18 protein-coding genes are annotated in these 21,752 nt (G+C 60.2%); 12 read left to right on the forward strand and 6 right to left on the reverse strand.

The features are described 5' to 3' along the window. Window positions 1-18 precede the first annotated feature (18 nt). A complete protein-coding gene (gene rpmB / locus DMP17_RS12490; protein ID WP_443217860.1) occupies window positions 19-312 on the forward strand; it encodes a 50S ribosomal protein L28 in 294 nt (97 codons plus the stop codon). Window positions 313-388: 76 nt separating this feature from the next. On the opposite strand, the gene DMP17_RS12495 is transcribed toward rpmB, so the two are convergent. Further along, the gene (locus DMP17_RS12495) at window positions 389-1,381 is read right to left on the reverse strand and encodes an esterase-like activity of phytase family protein (protein WP_337829402.1); all 993 of its coding nucleotides are present in this window, start codon (window positions 1,379-1,381) and stop codon (window positions 389-391) included. A 148-nt stretch (window positions 1,382-1,529) separates the two neighbouring features. Here DMP17_RS12495 and DMP17_RS12500 point away from each other — a divergent pair, with 148 nt between their 5' ends. The 3 genes from DMP17_RS12500 to DMP17_RS12510 all read left to right on the forward strand — a co-directional run bounded on the left by DMP17_RS12500 (window position 1,530) and on the right by DMP17_RS12510 (window position 3,951). After that, the gene (locus DMP17_RS12500) at window positions 1,530-1,889 is read left to right on the forward strand and encodes a glycine zipper 2TM domain-containing protein (protein WP_337829403.1); all 360 of its coding nucleotides are present in this window, start codon (window positions 1,530-1,532) and stop codon (window positions 1,887-1,889) included. Window positions 1,890-2,089: 200 nt separating this feature from the next. Continuing rightward, window positions 2,090-3,232, forward strand: a complete 1,143-nt coding sequence (locus DMP17_RS12505) for a Ppx/GppA phosphatase family protein (RefSeq protein ID WP_337829404.1) — start codon at window positions 2,090-2,092, stop codon at window positions 3,230-3,232. Next, a complete protein-coding gene (locus tag DMP17_RS12510) occupies window positions 3,229-3,951 on the forward strand; it encodes an RlmE family RNA methyltransferase (protein ID WP_337829405.1) in 723 nt (240 codons plus the stop codon). Before DMP17_RS12505 ends, DMP17_RS12510 begins: the two co-directional genes overlap by 4 nt. A gap of 9 nt (window positions 3,952-3,960) precedes the next feature. On the opposite strand, the gene DMP17_RS12515 is transcribed toward DMP17_RS12510, so the two are convergent. From DMP17_RS12515 to DMP17_RS12530, 4 genes are all read right to left on the reverse strand, one after another. Further along, on the reverse strand, window positions 3,961-4,782 hold the full coding sequence (locus DMP17_RS12515; protein WP_337829406.1) for a VanW family protein: 822 nt from the start codon (window positions 4,780-4,782) through the stop codon (window positions 3,961-3,963). Between the two features lie 37 nt (window positions 4,783-4,819). Beyond that, window positions 4,820-6,880 (reverse strand): DsbA family protein, encoded by a 2,061-nt coding sequence (locus DMP17_RS12520; RefSeq protein WP_337829407.1) that lies wholly within the window; start codon window positions 6,878-6,880, stop codon window positions 4,820-4,822. A 66-nt stretch (window positions 6,881-6,946) separates the two neighbouring features. Further along, window positions 6,947-8,353 (reverse strand): M48 family metalloprotease, encoded by a 1,407-nt coding sequence (locus DMP17_RS12525; RefSeq protein WP_337829408.1) that lies wholly within the window; start codon window positions 8,351-8,353, stop codon window positions 6,947-6,949. A 143-nt stretch (window positions 8,354-8,496) separates the two neighbouring features. Next, complete coding sequence (locus DMP17_RS12530) at window positions 8,497-11,433, reverse strand: Rne/Rng family ribonuclease (protein ID WP_337829409.1); 2,937 nt, start codon at window positions 11,431-11,433, stop codon at window positions 8,497-8,499. Window positions 11,434-12,018: 585 nt separating this feature from the next. Between DMP17_RS12530 and DMP17_RS12535 the strand changes: the two genes are divergently transcribed. The 6 genes from DMP17_RS12535 to DMP17_RS12560 all read left to right on the forward strand — a co-directional run bounded on the left by DMP17_RS12535 (window position 12,019) and on the right by DMP17_RS12560 (window position 19,867). Continuing rightward, on the forward strand, window positions 12,019-13,353 hold the full coding sequence (locus DMP17_RS12535) for a hypothetical protein (protein WP_337829410.1): 1,335 nt from the start codon (window positions 12,019-12,021) through the stop codon (window positions 13,351-13,353). A 61-nt stretch (window positions 13,354-13,414) separates the two neighbouring features. Beyond that, window positions 13,415-14,092: a hypothetical protein gene (locus DMP17_RS12540; RefSeq protein ID WP_337829411.1), complete on the forward strand. Its 678-nt coding sequence runs from the start codon at window positions 13,415-13,417 to the stop codon at window positions 14,090-14,092. A 123-nt stretch (window positions 14,093-14,215) separates the two neighbouring features. Then, a complete protein-coding gene (locus DMP17_RS12545) occupies window positions 14,216-15,127 on the forward strand; it encodes an N-acetylmuramoyl-L-alanine amidase family protein (protein WP_337829412.1) in 912 nt (303 codons plus the stop codon). A 141-nt stretch (window positions 15,128-15,268) separates the two neighbouring features. Further along, window positions 15,269-17,842, forward strand: coding sequence for a penicillin-binding protein 1A (locus DMP17_RS12550; RefSeq protein WP_337829413.1), 2,574 nt, complete (start codon window positions 15,269-15,271; stop codon window positions 17,840-17,842). A 94-nt stretch (window positions 17,843-17,936) separates the two neighbouring features. Further along, the gene (prfB, locus tag DMP17_RS12555; RefSeq protein WP_337829414.1) at window positions 17,937-19,064 is read left to right on the forward strand and encodes a peptide chain release factor 2; all 1,128 of its coding nucleotides are present in this window, start codon (window positions 17,937-17,939) and stop codon (window positions 19,062-19,064) included. 65 nt (window positions 19,065-19,129) lie between these two features. After that, window positions 19,130-19,867 (forward strand): class I SAM-dependent methyltransferase, encoded by a 738-nt coding sequence (locus DMP17_RS12560; protein ID WP_337829415.1) that lies wholly within the window; start codon window positions 19,130-19,132, stop codon window positions 19,865-19,867. A gap of 130 nt (window positions 19,868-19,997) precedes the next feature. On the opposite strand, the gene DMP17_RS12565 is transcribed toward DMP17_RS12560, so the two are convergent. Then, window positions 19,998-20,177 (reverse strand): hypothetical protein, encoded by a 180-nt coding sequence (locus DMP17_RS12565; RefSeq protein WP_337829416.1) that lies wholly within the window; start codon window positions 20,175-20,177, stop codon window positions 19,998-20,000. A gap of 146 nt (window positions 20,178-20,323) precedes the next feature. Here DMP17_RS12565 and DMP17_RS12570 point away from each other — a divergent pair, with 146 nt between their 5' ends. Next, complete coding sequence (locus DMP17_RS12570) at window positions 20,324-21,241, forward strand: LysR substrate-binding domain-containing protein (protein ID WP_337829417.1); 918 nt, start codon at window positions 20,324-20,326, stop codon at window positions 21,239-21,241. 103 nt (window positions 21,242-21,344) lie between these two features. Further along, entirely contained in the window at window positions 21,345-21,662 is a 318-nt protein-coding gene (locus DMP17_RS12575; RefSeq protein WP_337829418.1) for a TraR/DksA family transcriptional regulator, read from the forward strand. The last annotated feature ends 90 nt before the right edge of the window (window positions 21,663-21,752 follow it).

Raw genomic sequence — 21,752 nt, forward strand, 5'->3', positions numbered from 1 at the left:
TTTACAGAGGTTTTTATCATGTCGCGTATTTGCGAACTGACCGGCAAGGGTCGCATGGTGGGTAACAATGTTAGCCACGCCAACAACAAGACGAAGCGCACCTTTCTGCCCAACCTGCAGAATGTAACGCTGCTTTCGGAATCGCTTGAAAAGGGCGTAAAGCTGCGCGTTTCGACGCATGGCCTGCGTTCGGTCGAACATAATGGCGGCCTTGATAACTGGCTCCTCAAGACCAATGACAGCAAGCTGTCGGCGCGTGCGCTCAAGGTCAAAAAGGAAGTGGCCAAGAAAAAGGCTGCGGCGGCTGCATAAGTCCCGACTTTCCCGATTCGGGTAACAGATAAAAGAGCGGTCCGTCGGGCCGCTTTTTTTATGCCCGCAGGGCTGGTTATAAAAGCGCGGGGTTGATGCGGTATTTGACGAGCAGGCTGCGCTGGAACCCCATCAGATTATCGTCCGACACCATCCACAGCATAAGATCATCGCCTTCGCGCAGTATCGTCATGCCTTCAAAATTTTCGGTGACAAACGGCGGTGCAATCTCCGCGACGGTTTTGGAGTGCAGCACATAATCCTGCCTGATAGCGCCGACATCCGCGATGGCGAGCCGCGTGATAAAGCCGTGCCGCAGCGAAACTTCGCGGTGGAGGATGAGCACACGCCCGTCGGGTAATTGCTGGACATCGGTAGCAAGCCCTTTGCCTTGCGGGTCATAGAAAAAGCGGATGACATCATCGGGGGCTGCGGTGGGATCGCCCGCGAACAATAAGGCCCGCTTGCCGCGCGGATCATCATCGACATTTTCGGACAGTACCAGAAAGCGCCCGTCATTCAGCCGCGCCATGGATTCCGGTCCTCTATTCCCGGCCCAGCTCTGCATCGCCTGCGGGCGCGCATGGGCGAGGGCCTTTTCGCTGTCGGCACTATATTTCCAGATCGCGTTCGCATGTTCAAAGCCGATCCAGAATGTCTCCCTGTCGGGGGACGCGACCAAGGCTTCCATGTCCCGCGCATATTTATTGTCAGCGCTTCCCGGGCCTTCCGGAACAGGCTTGATCGAAGAGTCAAGAACCTGCCCGTCGCGTGTCAATGTAAAGCGCGCGACAATTCCGGTATCGGACACAAGAAAAAATTCCCGCTCGCCGAGCAATGCCATGCCGGAAAAGCCGCCAAAACCGGTGTAACGGCCGTCTAACACCCAGCCTTCACGATACGCCAACGCCCCGATGGTGCGGCTCGCGCCCGCCGGATAGACGAGCGGCGTTACGCCAATCTCCTGACTTTGATTGAAGGCGGGCTTGACCATCTCGACAAACGGCGTCGGCCCGATCAGGGCAAACAGGCAGGCAGCGGCAAGGATGCGCGCGGCATGCGGCGGCATGGACGCTAAGCCTCTAAGCATAAGCTGAATATTCGCCAACAAGCATGTTCAGTTTTGGCTCACGCGAATCAGTGCAGAACCGGTTTCAGGATTTAGCCGGTTCGGTTCGGAGGGACGCAAACGGCGAAGCTGGAAAAGGAGAAAAACCATGTTTAAAAATGCCATGCTTTCGGTCGGTGCATTTGCAGTTATCGCATCGAGCTTTGCGCTCGCTACGCCGGCGGATGCCAAACGCGGCAAACACCGTCACTATAATTCGAGCCGCTATTACGACAATGGGTATAACAACCCTTATCGCGGCCAGCGTTATCGCAACTATTATCGCGAATGTGACAAGGGCCGTGGTGGCACCGCCATCGGTGCCGTTGCAGGCGGTCTTGCAGGCCATGAAATTGCAGGCCGCGGCGGCGACCGCACCTTGGGCGCGGTATTGGGTGCCGTGGTCGGCGGGGTTGCCGGTAATGTGATTGACCGTGCGGATGACCCTTGCCGTCGTCGTTATCGCTAAGCGGTTAGCAGATTCACAATATGAAAGGCCGGTCCCAAACGGATCGGCCTTTTTTGTGCCCGCGATTCCGTAACGTATCTGCCCTCCTGCTCTTGCCCCTTTTTCTCGCCGGTTTTTCTGGCTCTTGCGTCCGCTGGCGCTTCGCTTTACTCTTGGCCCCAAGTACCGGCGGTATCGTCCGTATCCGGAAAATATAAGAAGTGTTCAAGGCTATGGTGAGCGGATTTCCACCATCGCCACATCGTCCGGGAAAAATACCCGGGAGTTTGGCGACAGCGCCGGGGACGATGCCCGGCGCTTCCTTTGCGGCCCGCGTCGGTGCGGCCCCGGCCGTCGGTTATGACGGCAATCCCCGCTATTCCCGCCGGGCAAGCTATGCCGCGCTTGATTTGGGCACCAATAATTGCCGCTTGCTGGTGGCAAAACCGTCGGGTGACAGTTTCATCGTCGTCGATGCCTTTTCCCGTATCGTGCGGTTGGGCGAAGGCTTGGCGAGCAGCGGGCGCATCAGTGATGCCGCGATTGACCGCGCGCTTGCCGCGCTCACCATCTGTGCCGATAAATTGCGCCGCCGCCATGTTGCACTCGCCCGTTCGGTCGCGACCGAAGCCTGTCGGCAGGCGAGCAATGGCAAGGAATTTATCGACCGCGTCTATCGCGAAACCGGCATTGCACTGGATGTTATCAGCGCCGAAGAAGAAGCGCGGCTTGCTGTGCTTGGCTGCCACATTCTGCTCGAACCGGGCGAAGGGCCTGCGCTTATTTTCGATATTGGCGGCGGTTCGACCGAATTGGTGCTGGTCGATGCGAGCGGCGATGCGCCTAAAATTCTCGATTGGCAATCGGTGCCGTGGGGGGTTGTGTCGCTCACCGAAGTCGAAAGCTTCGACCGGTCGAGCGAGCAGGAACGTATGTCGAGTTACCAGCGGATGCGCGCGCGGGTCAGTGAAGCCTTCCGTCCCTTTGCCGAGCGCGTGGGACGTCCGCCCGAAGGCGCAGCGCGCTTGCTCGGCACCAGCGGCACGGTGACGACGCTCGCCAGCCTCCATCTTGAACTGCCCGCTTATGATCGCAGCGCGATTGACGGGCTGATTGTGCCAGCGACCTCGATGCGGGCGATTAGCGCGCGGCTTGCAGCCTTGTCGATGCCGGAGCGGATTGCGCTGCCCTGCATCGGGCGCGAGCGCGCCGATTTGGTCGTAGCGGGCTGCGCTATCCTTGAATCCATCCTCGACATCTGGCCTGCCGAACGGTTGGGCGTGGCTGACCGCGGCATCCGCGAAGGCATATTGCGCTCGCTCATGGCCAAGGAATTGCGCGCAAGAAGGGCGCACCGGCAATGAGCGCAGGGGCAGGCAAGAAAGGCGGCGGGGGCGGCCAGAAGAATAGCGGCGCGGGTGCGGCGCGGCGTGGCGGTTTGCGCCAGCGGGTCAAGACCGCCAAGGGGCGCAAGCCTTCTTCGACACGCTGGCTGGAACGCCAGTTGAACGATCCTTATGTCAAGCAAGCCAAGGCCGCAGGCTATCGCAGCCGCGCGGCATTCAAGCTGATCGAGATTGACGAAAAATTTCCGCTTTTGCGCAAGGCCAAGGCGGTGGTCGATCTCGGTGTTGCGCCGGGTGGCTGGACGCAGGTGGTGCGCCGCGTCAATCCGCGCGCGGCGATTGTCGGCATTGATCTGCTCCCGACCGATCCGATTGACGGCGCGACCTTGCTCGAAATGGACTTCATGGATGATGATGCGCCGGACCGGTTAATTGCCGAACTGGGCCAGATGCCCGATCTTATCATTTCCGACATGGCCGCAAATACGGTCGGCCATCCGCAGACCGACCATTTGCGCACGATGGGTCTGGTTGAAGCTGCCGCGCATTTTGCGGTCGATGTGTTGGAACCCGGCGGTCATTTCATTGCCAAAGTATTTGCAGGCGGGACCGACCGCGAGTTGCTCACACTGCTCAAGCAGAATTTCAAGTCGGTGAAGCACGCCAAACCTCCGGCGAGCCGCAAAGGCTCCCCCGAATGGTATGTGATCGCGCAAGGCTTTAAGGGGCGGGCTTAAAAGGCGGGCTTAGCGGCCTGTATCAGGCTGCGGCTCATACATTACCCGCACACGGTTGGCGTAAAGGAATTCGCTGGCCATAACCCTGCTATCCTCGCCTTTCGACAGCGTTTCACGCCAGATTTCATTATGGCGGACCCAATGATCTGCCGTGCGTTCAAATCCTGCGTTGCGTTCGACGATGCGATAGCGATGCGGCAAGTGCCGCTCGCCGCGTATCTCGCCATTGAGCAGCGTATCGGTGAGCCATAGCCGGATCTGGAAATGCTGGTCGGTCGGATTATAAAGCCACAAATCAATATAATTATAAAAGAGCGCCGCGCCCGTTCCATAAGGGATGACGCGCCCTTGGTCGGGGAAGGGATCAAAGCTGTGATTGGCGCGGCTGGTGACAATGAGCGGGGAATGGAGCGCGAGCCAGTGGAGAAGATTGCCGATCTGGCACAGCCCTCCGCCGATGCCGCCCTGCGCACGGCCTTGCGATAATTCCATGCCCTCGACAAATCCGCGCGCGGCCTCCGGCTTGCCGACCAGCCTCCAGAAAGAGAAGGTTTCGCCCGGCGCGATGATAATGCCGTCGAGATGCGGGATGGCGCGCGCATGGTTATGCACTTTATTGTCCTGCCACAAACGGTCTTGCGCATCGTCGGACAAATGGCGGCGCAGCTTGGATTGGTGGCGATAGAGTTTGGCGGGCAGAAATTCGGCCTGACGCCGCAACGCAAATCTTTCCGGCCCGCAATGCCAGCGCAGCCAGCGCGCCGCCTGCCTTTGCCTGACCCGCAATGGATAGAGGAACGGGAAGCGGGTGGTAAGCGGCGGGCGGGCCATGCAGTTTAACGGGCGTGGGTCAGGAGAGCCTGCCCCTTCACTTTTTGGCGCGCGCTTCTTCTATCGCCTTTTTAAGTTCGTCATAGCCGACCGCGCCTTGCAGCACGCGGTCGCCGATGATGAAGGTCGGCGTGCCGTTGAAACCAAGGTCGCGCGCGAAGCCCAGATTTTTCTCGATTTCCGCCTGAAGATCGCCGTTCAGAAAGGCTTTCTGGAGCGCGGCGCTATCCAACCCTGCCTTGGCGGCAGCAGCTTTGATGCTCGCTTCGGACGGCGGGCCGCCTGCAAATTGGGCAAGATAATAGTCGCGATACTTGCCTTGCTTGGCGGCGGCGAGCGCGGTCTTGGCGGCGACCACGCTTTCTTCCGAAAGGATCGGGAGATCGCGGTGGACGACTTTGAGATTTTTGTCCTCGCGCAGCAGTCGCTCGACATCGGCGACGCTACGGCGGCAGAAACCGCAGGCAAAATCGGCAAATTCGACCAAGACGACATCGCCCTTAGCCGCGCCGGTCCATGCGCCCGCAAAAGGCGTTTCCAGGTCGGAGCGCACCGCGTCGATTTGCTTGGCCATTTGCTTGGCCTGATAGCGTTCCATCGCTTCGGGAATGATTTCGGGATGGTTGAGGATATAATCATGCACAATCGCTTCGATTTCCGCGCGGTCGCTGCGTTCAATGCCCGCTGCGGCCAGCACCGGCGCGCCTGCACTCGCGGCATCGCTGCGCAGGGATTGCGGCGGGATTTTTCCGGAAACGCCCCATAAGGTCGCCCCAATGGCGAGCGTGCCGACCAGCGCATAAATCCAAGCCTTAGAAGGGGTGGCGGTCGCGGGGGAGGCAGTGCCGGAAGCAGCAGAAGAGCGTTCGGTCATTTTGGCTTTCAATCGGTTGCGCATCGCGTCGAAGCGCGCGGCAAGAGGGGAGGGTGAAGAGGGCGACGGCGCGGCCTGGTCCGCTGCATCGCGGGGCGCGTCGGATATATCGACAGGATCGGGAATAATCTCTGCGGACCGGAAAGCCTCGTCCCCCTGCGCGCGTTCCAGCGCCATCGAGCGATAAGACGGCTTGCCGCCCGGCTTTTTGGGGCTGGGCTGTGCGGGAACGGTTTCGGGGACTTCCGCAAATAAGGGCAAAGGCGGCGGCGCTTTGACAGGGGAAGCGGGAACCGGAGTGGCAGGCGTGGCCTGCGCGTCGGTCGTGGAAGCCGACGGTTGCGCCTGAGCCGGGGCTTGGGCCGCCGCTTCCTCAGCCAATAAGCGTTCGAGCGCGGACGGGATGGCCGCTGCGTCAACGCTTGGCTTACGGGTGAGGTCGGACGCGCCCTTGGCGACGGTTTCGACGCCCGATTTGGTCGCATCGACCACGCTTTCGGATGCCGCCTTGGTCGCATCGACGACGCTCGACGCACCTTTCTTGATGGTTTCGCCCGCTTTTTCCGCAACATCGCCAATCTTGTCGCCAAGTTCGAGTTTGGCCACGCCTTCCACGGTTTTCTGTGAAAGCTGCTTGGCTCCCTCGGCGGTTTTATTCGCGGCGATTTTGGAAAATTCCGCCGTCTTGTTGGCGGCAACTTTGGAAGCTTCCGCCGTTTTATTGGCCGCGACCTTCGAGGCCTCTGCGACCGCTTCGGCGGCGGCTTTGGCTTTTTCGTCCAAATGCATCGCGGCAATACGCGCGGGAATATCGGCTTTTTCGCCGAGATAAATGGTCCAGTTGGCAAAGCCGGTCCAGCCGCGCTTTACCGATGCGGCCAGCTTTTTCGACGATTTGGCGGCCAAGCTGCCCCAACTTTCCTCGCCGCCGCTGGTGGTCGGCAAAGGCGCAACCTCGTGCGGCCTGTAAGGATCGGCAGCGGCGTGGGCGCCTGTATCGGACGCGTTCGGCGCGTGGCTATAGCGGTTGAGGTCAAGACCAACCGGCGGCTTGCGGACTGGCGGCACTTGTTGCGACTGGAGCGGCGCTATTGCGGCGTCTTCTGCCGGTTCCGCCGGAGCGTCCGCGCGCGGGGCTTGCGCATAAGGGTCCGCCGCGCGGGCCTTTGCGCTGTCTTCATCGCGCAACCAAGGCTGATAATGGGTGTCTCGACCCTCGTTCATATATTATGCCCCGCGTTCCCTTGGCGGGACCGCTCCTTTGTCTCTTTGTAGTTGCGGATTCTGGACCTATTTGCGCTTTTTGTCACGCGCGATTTCGGCTCGGGCGACCATAGCAATATCCTGTGCGCGGAGCCAGTCTGCGGAATGGGCCGGCAATCCGGCCATCGCGGTTTCGGCATTGGGGAGCGCAAGCCGGTGCTGGCCTTCCAGATTATAGCGTTCGGCGGTCGCAAGCGCGGCGCGCGGTTCATCGCCTTGCTGCTGATAGACGACGCCAAGCTGGTACCAGGCAAACGGATTATCATTATCGCGCGCGACAGCATTTTTGAGGATGCGCGTAGCTTCCGCGAAATTGGTGCTGTCTTCGGTGGCGATCAGCGCATGGCCGAAGGTCGCAGCGATGAGCGGCTGGTTATTGCTGAGCGCAACCGCGCGGCGCAGCGGGGCGAGCGATTCCTTGGGGCGACCGGATTCGAGCAGCACCTGACCTTGTAATTCCAGCACATAAGGGTCGTCGGGCAGGCGTTTGGCAAGCGCATTGACTTCGGCCATCGCCTTGTCGGGATAGGCCGATTTGTGCCACGCATAAGCGCGCGCATAATGGCCGGGCACGCTCTGGTCGCGTTCGGGATAAAGTTGCAAGGTGCGCGCAGGCTCTTCGACATAACCTATAAGCTTGGCCTTGGCGCGTTGGAAGCGGGCTTCCAGCGCGGGGTCGGTCGCCTTTTCCCATGCCGGATCTTTCTGATACCCGTCACTAAGGCGCTGGATACGCTCGCCGGTCATCGGGTGGGTGCGGCCATAGCCATCACCGCGCATCCCGGCATTATAACGATATTCCAGATTTTGCAGCTTCTTGAAAAAAGCGATGCTGCCTTTGCCGCTGACGCCCGCGCCCGCCAGATAGGTGGCACCAGCCGCATCCGCCGACGCTTCCTGCGTCTGCGAAAAGCTCATCATGTTGGTGTAGGCGGCTTGCTGGCCGAGCGCCATTGCGGCCATGCCTGCTTCGCCCGCACCTGCGGCTGCGGCGGCAATGCCTGCGAGCATCGACAGAAGGGTAATGGCAGTCGCCTGTTTCGCGCCGTCATAATAGCGGATGATGTGGCCGCCGGTGATGTGGCCAAGTTCGTGGGCGATGACGCCCTGCACTTCATTGGCATTGTCGGCGGCGGTGATGAGGCCGCTATGGATATAGACAATCTGCCCGCCCGCGACGAAGGCGTTGATGTCCTTGTCATTGACGAGGACGATCTTGACGTTGCGCGGTTGCAGCCCTGCGGCCTGAATGATCGGCGCGGACATATCGTCGAGCAATTTTTCGGTTTCCGCGTCGCGCAAAATGCTTTGCGCCTGCGCGGTGCTGGCCATCATCAGGCCGGTGAGCGCGAGCAGGAAAGCGGCAAGACGCGCGAAAGTACCCGGAAAGAAGTGGGGAAAGGAGCGGGGGAGGGCGCGGGGCAAATCCATCATGGCCTTTATGCTAGCAGGGGCTGAACCGATGATGAAGGGGCAATCCAATGCCGCGCGCTTCAACGCAAAAACCCCCGCCTTTATGAAAAAAAGCGGGGGTTTTTGTGGTTCATGATGCTGGCCGGAGGTTTAGCCGCCGGAGCCTAGCCAAAAGTGCGTTGCCACCAGCCGGTCTTGCGCGGGGCAGCGTCGCCAGCAGGGTCTGCCCGTTCGGCGGTCGGAGCGGTTTCCGGTGCTGCTGCCGGTGTTGCCGCAGCGGGGGCGGTTTCAGCTGGCGCCGCTTCCACGGGGGCCGCTTCGGTCACAGCTTCCTTCTTGGCACGCGGCGCGCGTTTGGGAGCCGCTTTGGCGCGGGCAGGCTTGGCAGGCGCTTCGGGGGCCTCTGTAGCCGCGTCGGTCGCTGTGTCGGTCGCTGTGTCAGTTGCCGTTTCCTTGGGCGCAGCAGCCTTGCGGGTGCGGCGCGCAGGGGCCTTGGCGTTGGGGGCCTTGGGCGCAGCCTCAGCGGTTTCCGCTGTTTCCACTGCATCTTTCACCGCCGTTTCCGCCTTGGGCTTGCGCGCGCGACTGGCGCGTTTGGGCTTTTCGGCGGGAGCTTCGGCAGGTGTTTCAGCGGCTTCCGCAGCGACCGGTTCCGATGCCTTTTTGGCACGGCTGGCACGCTTCGGCTTGGCGGGCGCTTCTTCGGGCGCAGCCTCTGCCGGAGCCGTTTCGGCCACGCTTTCGTCCGCATCCTTGCGTGCACGTGGACGGCGGCGCGTGGTCTTTTTGGGCGCAGCTTCCTCGTCCGAAGGGGCTTCGGCAACAGGCGCTTCTACAGCAGGTGCGTCAGCGGTTACAGCGTCTGCATCGCCATCGGCGTCAGCAACGGCAGCTTCGCCAGCCTCGTCCGCACCGGCTTCGCCGCCTTCGCGCGCTTCGCCTTCACGGCCACGGCGGCGGCGGCCACCGCGCCGTCCGCGACGACGCTTGCGGCCTTCTTCATCGCCCTGATCGGCGCGCGCGTCCTGCGCTTCACTCCCGTCGCCATCGACAGCATCGCCATCGCTAGCATCGCTATCGGCCTCATCACCGGTTTCGGCGTCATGCTGGACGCTGTCATCGCGGTCACGCTCGCGGCCTCCGCGACGGCGGCGGCGGCGTTTGCGCTTGCGCCCGCCCTCACTGTCGCCGCGCTCATCATCGCGCCCATCGCGCACATCATCATCGTCTTCCTCGTCGATAAAGTCGAAATCATCATCTTCATCTATGACGGGAATGAATTTCGGCGCATTGGCAGGCGGCGGGCCGGAAGCGTCGAGCGCCATGCGTGCGCCTTCGGTTTCGCCGTCGGGCAGGATTTCGACGGTCACGCCATAGCGATCCTCGATTTCCGCCAATTCTGCGCGCTTATTGTTGAGGACGTAGAAGCTCGCTTCGGTGCTGGCGCGCAGCACAAGCTTGGTTGCGCGGCCGCGCGCGGCTTCTTCTTCGAGCATCCGCAACGCCGACAAGGCCGCCGACGAGGCGGTGCGGACAAGGCCGGTGCCTTCGCAATGCGGACAGGCGCGGGTCGACGCTTCGAGAACGCCGGTGCGGAGGCGCTGGCGGCTCATTTCCATCAGGCCAAAGCCCGAAATACGCCCGACCTGAATACGCGCACGGTCGTTTTTGAGCGCCTCTTTCATCGCCTTTTCGACTTTGCGGATGTTGGAATTGGATTCCATGTCGATAAAGTCGATGACGACAAGGCCCGCCATGTCGCGCAAACGAAGCTGGCGCGCAATTTCGCGCGCAGCTTCAAGATTGGTCGCCACTGCCGTTTGCTCGATACCATGTTCGCGCGTCGAACGGCCCGAGTTAATGTCGATAGACACCAAGGCTTCGGTCGGGTTGATGACCAGATAGCCGCCCGATTTCAGCTGCACGACCGGGTTATACATGGCCGCCAATTGATCCTCGACGCCATAGCGTTGGAACAGCGACACCGGATCGGCATAATTTTGCACGCGCCGCGCATGGCTCGGCATGAGCAATTTCATGAAGTCCTTGGCCGCGCGATAGCCGTCCTCGCCCTCGACCAGCACTTCTTCGATATCGCGATTATAAATGTCGCGGATCGCGCGCTTGATAAGATCGCTGTCGGTGTGGATCGGCGCAGGGGCCGATGCGCGCAGCGTCTTGTCGCGGATTTCGTCCCACAGCCGCGCGAGATAATCAAAGTCGCGCTTGATTTCGGTCTTGGTGCGCTGAAGCCCTGCGGTGCGGACAATGCAGCCCATCGACGGCGGCAGGTTCATTTCGGCGACAATCGACTTTAACCGCTTGCGGTCCGCGCCGTTGGAAATTTTGCGGCTGATGCCCCCGCCATGCGATGTGTTGGGCATGAGGACGCAATAGCGACCGGCAAGGCTCAGATAAGTGGTGAGCGCCGCACCCTTATTGCCGCGCTCTTCCTTGACGACCTGTACCAACAGCACCTGACGGCGGCGGATGACGTCCTGGATTTTATAGCGGCGGCGCAAGGCCATACGCTTGGCGCGCAGGGCAGAGGCGGCTTGGACGTGCGAGACGGCATCGTCATGGCCATTGTCGCCGCTGACCGATTCCGGTTGCGGGGCGGCATCATCATCGCCATCGGTTATGTCTTCAAATTCGCCGTCGATGGTGACGGCTTCGAAATCGGCCCGTTCCAGATCGCTGCGTTCCAGATCGGCCCGTTCCATGTCCGCATCCGGGCGGTCATGATCTTGCCCGTCATCGTCATGATGGCCGTTGATCGGCTCATAATCGCCCTCGGCTTCGCGCAACCGTTCTTCCTCGGCGGCATGTTCAGCCTCTTCGGCGAGCAGCGCGTCGCGGTCTTCCTTGGGGATCTGGTAATAATCGGGGTGGATTTCGCTGAACGCCAGAAAGCCGTGACGATTGCCGCCATAATCGACGAACGCCGCTTGCAGCGACGGTTCGACGCGGGTTACTTTTGCCAGATAAATATTGCCTTTGAGCTGTTTGTGCTCGGCAGATTCGAAATCAAACTCCTCGATCCGGTTTCCTTTGACGACGGCGACCCGGGTTTCCTCCCGGTGGCGCGCGTCGATGAGCATACGCGTTGTCATTGTTAAATCTCCACGCGCGGCAGCGGGCCCGTAAAGGCCGGGTGGCCGCGCGATCAGGTGGGGATGCGACGGCGGGCGATGACGCGCCGGCGTCGGGTATCCGGGTTAAAAAAGATGAATTGCGTCTGCTGGATGCGGTCAGGACGGCACTCTGGAGCCGTCCGTCAACGGTTGCGTCGACAACATTCGACCACGCCACGCCACCCGATCTAAGGGCAGGGGGGTGGAGAATGTCTTGCCTCATGCAGCGTCAACCTGAAAAATTAGAAAAGCCGCCGGTGCAAAAAAGGTCCGCCCGGCAACGTTCGCGGATATAGCGACTTGGCACACTTATTAAAAGGCCCTCCCCGCTAATCGCCTGTGCTAGCATCGCAAAGGGAAGGGAGCAACAAAAACAATCGGCCCCTGCAAAGCGGATAGCAGGAAAATATTCGCGTCAAAGCCGATCCGAAACAAAATTGCGGCAGGATAAGGACGCGATGGACAGGGCGCGATTGCTATCGGGACGCAAACAGGTAGATTTCCGCTATTCTGCAACAAGATAGACCGGAACCGGTAGTCGGAGGGATAGGGTTGGCGAAGCAGGCGAATCAGGACGAGATTGCATTATGGAACCGTAGCGGACGGGACCATATCACGCACATCAACCATCTTATCGAAGAAATGCGCGAAGGGCGCGACACACCAGAAGAATGGCCCGATGATGATCGCGATGCGGGTTTAGCCGCGCGCATCCTCGCGGCGGTGGAAGCTGCGGGTCGGGCGGAAGATTGGCGCGAAGAGGCCCCGCTTGCTGACCGCGCGCATGAACCGCTCATCCCCTATTTTGACGGCCGCGCGCAAAATTTGCGCTGTGTGACGATATTGGGACCGGATGCGTTTCTGCTCTGCCCCGGCAGCGCAATGGAGCCTAGAGCGACGCTCCATCTTAAAGACGGCATTGTGACCGAACGGCCAGACATATTGGCGGCAGGCAGCACATACAGCCATGATCTTTTCGTCGTTGCAACCGCAGACGCCTTTACCGTGTCGACGGCGCTCGATGCGCCGCCCTTATACCGTTATGGCTGGCCCGACGATGTGCCGCCCGGCGCGCTCGCGCAACTGGACGTGGCAGAAGATGGGCGAACCTTGCTGTTTACAGTCGAAGACGAATGGGTGTGGTTGGGGCAATGGACTGACGAGGGAGCCTTGTGGACGCGCGCCTATCCCGACGACGCCATGGTCGAGCTTATCGCCGAAGAAATGAGCGAGGAGGAGTGGGGCGAGGAGGAAGAAATGGAATGGACCGATTCCATGATGCACGCCGCCCTTTCGCCCGATGGCCGGTTCATCGCTTACGGCTCGCAATGCTACGGGCATTTTATCGACCGCATCGACGGGCCGGGGCAAGTGCGCCGCTGGGCGCAAATCGGGTTCCGCAGCGAATATCCGCATAATGCCTGTTTTTCCGACGACAGTGATTTTGCCGCGCTCAACAGTTGTCATTTCTATCATGGCGCAACCTTGGCCGTGCGGCTGGAAGCGGTCGAAGGGGCGGTGACGCCTGAATATGAAGAGTCGCCGCTGGTTAGCGAAATTGACGCGGAGTTGCGGGTTTATGCTTCGACCTGGTTGCCGCAAGCGGCGGGGCTGGGCGCGGGCGGCTTTGCGCTTGCCGGCGCGGGCGATCTGGTTGTCACTACGCCCGACGGGACATTATTGACATCATTCCATTTCGGGTCGAGCGCCTCATCAATCGATTATTGCCCGAAAACGGGGCAGTTGGCGGTTGGTTCTTATTCGGGTTTTCTGCATATTTATGACCCTGCGCGCGGGGCGGAACAAGGGCGGACCATCGGCTATCGCCCGCTCCATGAACGCTATCGTTGGGTGATCTGGCAGGACCGCGCGCCGTTCCGCTGGTGAAGCCCGCCCTGCGAAAAAGCAGGTTCCATTCCGTTGGGCGGGCGTTATTGTTGGGTCTTGCATGGCTTTCCTCTCTGCAATCTTCTATTTTCTGAACCAACATTCGCTCTTGTCGATGCCGTTGATTTTGGCGGTGGGGTTCGGATTGATGAGTCTGGTTGTCAGATGGCGCAAAAATCCGGGGCTTTATGTGTGGATGGTGCCGGTGTTCATCTTTTCGATGGTGAATGTGTTTACCAGCTCGATCCTCAATGGCCTGTTCCTTAATGCGGTGGGCACTTACGGGAGCGCGGTGATTACCCAGCAGCGCGAAACCAATTCGCGGCTCAACGAACAGGCCGTCTGGGCTTATGATGTAGTGATGAAAACCGCCGATGGGCGCGATGTAAAGACCGGCTTTGATACGATGTCGGCGACCATTTATCCGTGGACCAACACTATTTATATCCCGCCGATGGGCGAGCGGTTTGTGGTCAAATATGTACCGGGCTTTGAAAAGAATATCGCGGTGATGCGGCTCGAATCCGATTATGGCAAAGCCTATATCGTAGCGGTTGCCAAAAGCGAGGTGTCGGCCAAGCAAAGGCAGCTTGAGGCAAGCCCCGACAATCCGGAATTCAAGGCTGAATATCGCGCGGCGTTGCAGGCATTTCTGGATGATTATGCGAATAATGCGGACCCGCACACCCTCCGCTTGTATCGCGCCGAGTTGCAACGGCTGGAGCAGGCGGGGCTTTAAGCCACCGCTGTAACCGCAACGCAGCTTTTTCCGCGCGCCTTCTTTGAAGGCACCCCCGCACGACAAGCGCCCTGTGCTTTCAATAAATTGCAATCGCCTTGGCGCGCGGGCATAGAGGCGGGGATGAAGCGGGCGACCTTATGGGCAGGAGCGGGGTGGACCATCGCCGGATGGAGTGCGGCGGGTGTCGCCCTACTGGCGCTGTTGGTCATCGCGGCGCTATTTATGCAGCGTCCGACCGGCCCGCAACTGTCGCGCTATCATGTCTCGCTGGTGACGGGCAAAGCGCGCCCTGCTTATGCGCTCCCGACCATCCTGTCGCCGCAAGGTATGAGCGACCCGCGCAATCTACCGCTGGTGGTGGTCGATGCCGGACATGGCGGGCATGATCCGGGGTCGATTTCGCCGGTGTCGGGGATGCAGGAAAAGCGCATCACGCTGGCGATGGCACAGGAAATTGCGCGCGCCTTGCTCGCATCGGGCAAGGTGCGGGTGGCGCTCACCCGCAATGATGACCGCTACCTGGTGCTGGAGGAACGCTATGGCATCGCGCGCAAGCTAGGCGCGAACCTGTTCATTTCGGTCCATGCCGATAGCGCCGAGAATCGCGATGCGACGGGCGCGAGCATTTATACTTTGTCCGAAGTCGCCTCCGATCGCGAGGCCGCCAAATTCGCCGCGCGCGAAAATCGGGCGAACCTTATCAACGGCATCGACCTTGGCGATGAAAGCAAGGCGGTGGGCAATATCCTCATTGACCTCACCCAGCGCGAGACGATGGATATATCGACCGACTTTGCTAAATTATTGCAGCGCGAAGCGGCGGGCGCGGGCGTCAAATTCCGCACCGGCGCGCATCATTTTGCAGGCTTTGTCGTGCTGAAAGCGCCCGATGTCCCCTCGGTCCTCCTCGAAACCGGCTATATCAGCAATGTCGAGGATGAAGCGGTGCTGGTGTCCGAAGAGGGCCGCAAGAGGATGGGCGAAGGGGTTGCCCGCGCAGTCGCCATCCATTTCGCCAAGCAGGGGCTTTGAGCAAAGAGGACTTTTAACAAGCGGGGCTTTGAGCAGGCGCGCCGTTAAAAAAGGGCGTTCGCGCCACGCTCCACCGAAAAACCGCGCGATGCTCTATTAGCGTGCTGGCAATCTGGTTAAAAATTGCTAGAGGCGGAGGCTATGACAGATGCGCCCGACAGCCTGAACCCTGTTTCTCCGGAACCGGCCCCCGCGGGAAGCGGTCATTTGCGCCTGCGCCGCGAAACAGGACCGCTCGCCTGGCTGCGCAATAATTGGCACAAGAGATGGCTGCGCTGGTCGGCCTATCTAGTCGGGCTGGGACTGATCGGGATTGCGGTTATCTGGCTCGTCTTTGCGCGCAACTTGCCTGACGCCAAGATGCTGCTCAATTATGAATCGCCACTGCCGACCATCGTGCGCGATGTGAATGGTGATCCGATCCACAGCTATGCGCGCGAACGGCGCGTGCAACTGGACTATAATGAATTTCCCGAACTGCTGAAGGGCGCGTTCCTGTCGGCGGAGGATAAAGGCTTTTTCAGCCATGGCGGGCTTGATTATACCGGCATAGTCGGCGCGGTTATCAGCAACCTTACGTCAGACGGCCGTTCGCGCGGGGCCTCGACGATTACCCAGCAGGTGGCGAAGAATTTGCTGCTCACCAATGAGCGCAGCTATACCCGCAAGATCAAGGAAGCGATCCTTGCCTATCGCATCGAATCCTACCTCACCAAGCCGGAAATCCTTTCCCTCTATCTGAACGAGATTGCCTTGGGCCGCCGTTCCTTCGGGGTTCAGGCCGCCGCGCGTGCTTATTTCGACAAGGATGTGGGCGATCTGGAACTGCATGAAATGGCATTCCTTGCCATCCTGCCCAAAGCCCCGGAATCGCTTGGCAACCCCAAAAATGCCGACCGCGCGATGGAGCGGCGCAACTGGGTGCTGAGCCAGATGCAGGCCAATGGCTATATTAATGACGGCCAGATGCGCGCGGCACAATCCATGCCGCTCGGCATTATCGACACGCCGGGCGAACAGTTTAAGGCGGTCGGCGGCTATTATATGGAGGAAGTGCGCCGCATCCTTAAAGACCGGTTCGGTGAAACCGCCGAGGATGGTCCGTTGAGCGTCTATGCAGGCGGGCTGTGGGTGCGCACCTCCTATGATGATGTGATGCAGCGCGCGGCGGAAAAGGCGCTGCGCAACGGCCTGTTACGCTATGATGCGGGGCATGGCTGGTCGGGCCCGGTCAAGCATATCGAAATGGACGACAAGTGGCAGAGCCGCTTTGCGTCGAGCTATACCGGCATTGATTATGAAGATTGGCGCACCGCGATGGTGCTGTCCAAATCGGGCGGGTCGGCCAAGATCGGCTTTGTGTCGGGCAAAACCGGCACGCTCGCATCGGGCAATGCGTCCATCCCCTACCGCAAGGCAGGCAAAGGCACCGGCCAATCGGCGTTCCAGGCGATGAAGCCCGGCGACATCATTGTAGTGAAACCTATCGGCAAGGACCAGTTCGTGCTGCGCAACATTCCCGACGTGTCGGGCGGTATGGTGGTGCAGAACCCCTATTCGGGCCGCATCTATGCGATGCAGGGCGGCTTTGATTCGCGCCTGTCGAGCTTTAACCGCGCGACGCAGGCGATGCGTCAGCCGGGGTCTACGATCAAGCCGTTCGTTTATTCAACCGCGCTCGACAATGGCATGACGCCCGCGTCGATCATCGTCGATGGTCCTTTCTGCGTGTGGCAGTCGGCTGCACTGGGCCAGAAATGTTTCCGCAACTTTGGCGGCGCAGGCGGGGCAGGGCCGCGCACGATGCGCTGGGGCCTTGAACAATCGCGCAACCTTATGACCGTGCGCACCGCCAATCAGGTCGGGATGCCCAAGGTGGTCAAAACCTTCGAACGGATGAAGATCGGGTCGTATGACCCTTATCTGTCGTTCGCGCTGGGGGCGGGCGAAACCACGGTTGAAAAGATGACCAATGCCTATTCGATGATGGTCAATCACGGCAAGGAATTGAACCCGCGTCTCATCGACTATGCGCAGGACCGCAACGGCAAGGTGATTTATCCGGCCAAGTGGCGCGCGTGCGAAGGCTGCAATGCGCCCGATTGGGACGGCAAGCCGATGCCGCGCTTCCTGCCCAATGGCAAACAGTTGATGGACCCGATCACCGCCTATCAGGTTGTGCATATGCTGGAAGGCGTGGTCCAGCGCGGCACGGCGACGCGCCTCAATACGCTGGGCCGTCCGATGATGGGCAAGACCGGCACGACCAACGGCCCGACCAATGTGTGGTTCGTCGGCGGCTCGCGCGATCTGATTGCGGGCGTCTATATGGGCTTTGACCAACAGCAACGCTCGATGGGCGGCTATGTGCAGGGTGGCTCGGTCGCGGTGCCGATTGCCAAGGAGTTTTTCCAGGTTGCGCTGAAAGACGCGCCCGTCGTGCCGTTTACGGCAGCGGGTGGTGTGCGGATGGTGCGGGTCGAACGCAATTCGGGCAAGATTGTCTATGGCGCTTGGCCCGGCACCGACCCCAAGGCGTCGGTCATCTGGGAAGCGTTCAAACCGGCGACCGAACCGAAGCGGTCGATCCGCAGCGACGAAATTGTCGAGCGCAAGGCGGCGGTGCGACCTGCGACCAAGCGCCCGACCACGACGAACCCGAAAAGCCAGACGGCAACCCCCAAGAGCAATTTTGCCGACGAGGGAATTTATTAAACCCGAACCCCGCGCCGCTTTGCGGTCCTTACGGGAAAAGTCCTTGAGGATTGGCGGGCGCAGGGTTTGAACCTGTTATTGGATGGAGTGTATCATGCGCGCCGAAGCGCAAGGCCATGTTGACAAAATCAATGCCGCACTGGCGTTGCTCAGACGATTTCTTGATTGGGACAAGGCGCTGCGCCGTCTTGATGAACTGAACGCGCGCGTCGAAGACCCGACCTTGTGGGATGATCCGAGAGCCGCACAGGAAGTGATGCGCGAACGTCGCCGCTTGGACGAAGCGATTGGGGCTACCCGCGCTATCGAAAGCGAAATGGCGGATACGGTCGAACTTATCGAACTGGCTGATATGGAAGGCGATGAAGCGCTTGGCGATGATGGCGTTGCGAGCCTTGCGGAACTCGCCGCGCGCGCCGAGCAGGACAAGATCAAAGCGCTGTTGGCGGGCGAAGCCGATGCCAATGACACCTTCATCGAAATCCATGCGGGCGCGGGCGGCACCGAAAGCCAGGATTGGGCCGAAATGCTCCAGCGCATGTATGCGCGCTGGGCGGAAAAGAAGGGCTATAAGGTCGAAGTCCTCGAATATCAGGCAGGTGAGCAAGCGGGCATCAAATCCGCAACCTTGCTGGTCAAAGGCGAAAATGCCTATGGCTATGCCAAGACCGAAAGCGGGGTGCATCGCTTGGTCCGCATCTCGCCTTATGACAGCTCGGCGCGCCGCCACACCAGCTTTTCAAGCGTGTGGGTCTATCCGGTGATCGACGATAATATCGATATCGATATTAACGAAGGCGACCTCAAAATTGACACCTACCGCGCATCGGGTGCGGGCGGGCAGCACGTCAACACGACAGATAGTGCGGTGCGTATCACCCATATGCCGACCGGCATTGTCGTCGCTTCGCAAAATGACCGTTCGCAGCATAAGAACCGCGCAACCGCGATGGGGATGTTGCGTGCGCGGCTTTACGAGGCGGAACTGGCCAAGCGCGAAGCCGCCGCAAGCGGGGAATATCAGGCCAAGACCGAAATCGGCTGGGGCCACCAGATCCGCTCTTATGTGTTGCAACCCTATCAGATGGTGAAGGATTTGCGCACGGGCGTGACCTCGACCGCGCCCGACGATGTGCTGGACGGGGCGCTCGACCCTTATATGGCCGCCGCTTTGTCGCAGCGCGTGACCGGCGAAAAGGTCGAGGTCGAGGACGTCGATTGATGCGCGCGCGGGCCGTTCCTTTCTTGCTATGCCTCACATCTGCGCTGGCGCTTGCCGGATGCAATATGATGGGAGCCGACAAGAACCGGCCGGAAACCGCGCTCGATTTCCCCCATGCCGAACGCCCCGTTGCGCCTGCTGATTCCACCCGCTTTTCCGATGAAGCGAGCCGCGACAAGCTGAACGAGGCGGGCGATGTGATGGACCGTTCGGGCGTCGAGCCCGGCATGACGGTGGCGGATATTGGCGCGGGTGACGGCTATTATACCGTGCGTTTGGCCGCGCGTGTCGGCGCAAAAGGCCGTGTGTTGGCGCAGGACATCCAGCCCAAGGTGATCGAACGTCTGGCCGACCGTGTATCGCGCGAACGGCTCGATAATGTGTCGATCAAGCTCGGGGCGGTCGATGATCCGCGCTTGCCCGCGAACAGTTTCGACCGCGTTTTCCTAATTCATATGTATCATGAAATTGCCGAGCCTTACGCCTTTTTATGGCGTTTGCGCCCCGCCTTGCACAAGGGCGGGGAGGTGGTGGTGGTAGATGCCGACCGACCAACCAACCAGCATGGCACCCCGCCGCGTCTTCTTTTCTGCGAAATGGAGGCGGTCGGATATAAGCTGGTCGGCTTTGTCGAAGATGAACGCTTTGGCGGCTATTTTGCGCGCTTCACGCCCGAAGGCGCGCGGCCCGAACCCGGCGCGATCAAGCCTTGCACGATGGCTCAAGTGGGGGGCCAAGTCGGGGCGCAAAGCGGGACGCAGGGCGGCTCATCCACCCCCGCCGGTGGAGCGAGTATAAACTGACCTTTGCCAAATGACCTTGGCCAATCGCGCATTGGCGGGGCGTTTGTTCAGCGCGTCGCGAGCGCCCAAAAAAACGGCGGCCAGACTGTTAAACAGCCTGCCGCCGATAGGTGGGGTGGGGTCGAATCGATCATCCACACTGGACGCGGGACGAAGGACCAAGGGGCTTTTGCGCTGTCCAGGGCGCATTGTAATTGATCCGGGTCAAAGCTTTGAAAGCTTCCATGATTTTGCCGAAAAAAGTGTCGATAGAGGCCCAAAAAATATCATGATGTTCGGCCGGAATGCGGTGGTCTAACTGCTCACGCATACATAATTCCTTTCCGTAATCGGGGACAGGTGGGCGAAGGGGGCCGTACTGTCGTTACCGATATGCGGCTTTTGGCCTACGCGCGCCAACAAAGCGTTCGACAGCAATGATAAAATTGCCTTATGACTGCGCCGAGGAGGAAGTGCATGAGGAACCTGCCGCCGCTGACCGCCATCCGCGCGTTTGAAAGCGCCGCCCGCCACGGCAATTTCACGCGCGCCGCCGAAGAATTGAACATGACGCAGGCCGCGGTGAGCTACCAGATCCGCATCCTTGAAGAGCGGATTGGCGTGGCCTTGTTCCACCGCGTCAAGCGCCGCGTCGAACTGACCGACATCGGCCAGCGCATCGCGCCGCGCGTAACGCGGGCGTTTGACAGCCTCGACGATATTTTCGCGATGGCACGCGCGGATAATGACGGGGTGCTGACGATTAGCTGTTCGCACAGCTTTTCCTTCGAATGGCTCGCCCCGCGTATCGGCAAATTCCAGTTGGAACATCCCGATATTGCGGTTCGGCTCGATAGCACCGACCAGATTGCCGATTTTGCGTCGAGCGACATTGATGTTGCGATCCGCACCAGCACTGGTCCCTGGCCCGACCATGCCTCGCACTTCCTCATGCGCACCCCGATTGCGCCGATGGCCAGCCCCGACTTTGTCACGCGCCATCCGGAGGTGAAGAGCGCGTCCGACGTGCTCGCGCTCCCCCGCCTGTCGCCCAACGATATTTGGTGGAACCATTGGGCGGTCGCGCAAGGGGTCAGCCCGCCGGCTGAAAAACATGGCGGGATAAGGCTCGATTCGCAGATTATGGATGCCAATGCTGCCATAGCAGGGCATGGCGTTGCCGCGCTCAATCCGGCCTTATGGCAAGGCGAAATGGCGCGCGGGGCGCTGGTCCGCATCCATCCCGGTATCGCGTTCGAACCGCGCGATTATTGGCTGGTCTATCCCGACCATAAACGCCGCGTCCCCAAAATCGTCGCGTTCCGCAAATGGATTTTGGCCGAATTCGCCAATGAAGCCAAACAGGACCCCGAAGCTTTTTATCGCCCGGCTTGATTTAGGTCATGCAATCGCGCGCCCGATGCATGCAAAACAGCCTTGCTGATGCTTTAGGCGCGGCCTAGCATCTTGTTACAAAATAGACAGAAAGGGATAGTTGATGGCGGACTTGGCGAAAATTGAACAACAGCTTCGCGCGCGCTTGGCGGAGTTGACCGAACGGGCCGACGAGGTGGCCGATGAACTGGCCGAACCGCTCGATAATGACATGGAAGAACAGCTTACCGAAATTGACGATCAGGAAGTCAATCAGGGGCTGGACGATATGGTCAATCAGGAAATTATACAGGTCCGCGCCGCCCTCTCGCGCATCGAGGACGGGACATATGGCACCTGCTCCAACTGCGGCAAAGATATTGACCCCGCGCGGCTCGAAGCCCAGCCCATGGCCACCCGCTGCATTGACTGCGCGGCGTAAAGCTAATTCCTCCCCGCTTGCGGGGAGGGGGACCGTTTGGCGCAGCCAAAGGGTGGAGGGGGTTCGCGGTTTAAGCGGGGTTTGACGGAC

The organism is Pseudonocardia sp. TMWB2A (assembly GCF_017312135.1).

Bases quoted from the DNA above. Each gene is read 5' to 3' on its own strand.
- rpmB (WP_443217860.1), top strand. From the start codon at position 19: ATGTCGCGTATTTGCGAACTGACCGGCAAGGGTCGCATGGTGGGTAAC.
- DMP17_RS12495 (WP_337829402.1), bottom strand. From the start codon at position 1,381: ATGCCGCCGCATGCCGCGCGCATCCTTGCCGCTGCCTGCCTGTTTGCC.
- DMP17_RS12500 (WP_337829403.1), top strand. From the start codon at position 1,530: ATGTTTAAAAATGCCATGCTTTCGGTCGGTGCATTTGCAGTTATCGCA.
- DMP17_RS12510 (WP_337829405.1), top strand. From the start codon at position 3,229: ATGAGCGCAGGGGCAGGCAAGAAAGGCGGCGGGGGCGGCCAGAAGAAT.
- DMP17_RS12515 (WP_337829406.1), bottom strand. From the start codon at position 4,782: ATGGCCCGCCCGCCGCTTACCACCCGCTTCCCGTTCCTCTATCCATTG.
- DMP17_RS12520 (WP_337829407.1), bottom strand. From the start codon at position 6,880: ATGAACGAGGGTCGAGACACCCATTATCAGCCTTGGTTGCGCGATGAA.
- DMP17_RS12525 (WP_337829408.1), bottom strand. From the start codon at position 8,353: ATGATGGATTTGCCCCGCGCCCTCCCCCGCTCCTTTCCCCACTTCTTT.
- DMP17_RS12530 (WP_337829409.1), bottom strand. From the start codon at position 11,433: ATGCTCATCGACGCGCGCCACCGGGAGGAAACCCGGGTCGCCGTCGTC.
- DMP17_RS12540 (WP_337829411.1), top strand. From the start codon at position 13,415: ATGGCTTTCCTCTCTGCAATCTTCTATTTTCTGAACCAACATTCGCTC.
- DMP17_RS12545 (WP_337829412.1), top strand. From the start codon at position 14,216: ATGAAGCGGGCGACCTTATGGGCAGGAGCGGGGTGGACCATCGCCGGA.
- DMP17_RS12550 (WP_337829413.1), top strand. From the start codon at position 15,269: ATGACAGATGCGCCCGACAGCCTGAACCCTGTTTCTCCGGAACCGGCC.
- prfB (WP_337829414.1), top strand. From the start codon at position 17,937: ATGCGCGCCGAAGCGCAAGGCCATGTTGACAAAATCAATGCCGCACTG.
- DMP17_RS12560 (WP_337829415.1), top strand. From the start codon at position 19,130: ATGATGGGAGCCGACAAGAACCGGCCGGAAACCGCGCTCGATTTCCCC.
- DMP17_RS12565 (WP_337829416.1), bottom strand. From the start codon at position 20,177: ATGCGTGAGCAGTTAGACCACCGCATTCCGGCCGAACATCATGATATT.
- DMP17_RS12570 (WP_337829417.1), top strand. From the start codon at position 20,324: ATGAGGAACCTGCCGCCGCTGACCGCCATCCGCGCGTTTGAAAGCGCC.
- DMP17_RS12575 (WP_337829418.1), top strand. From the start codon at position 21,345: ATGGCGGACTTGGCGAAAATTGAACAACAGCTTCGCGCGCGCTTGGCG.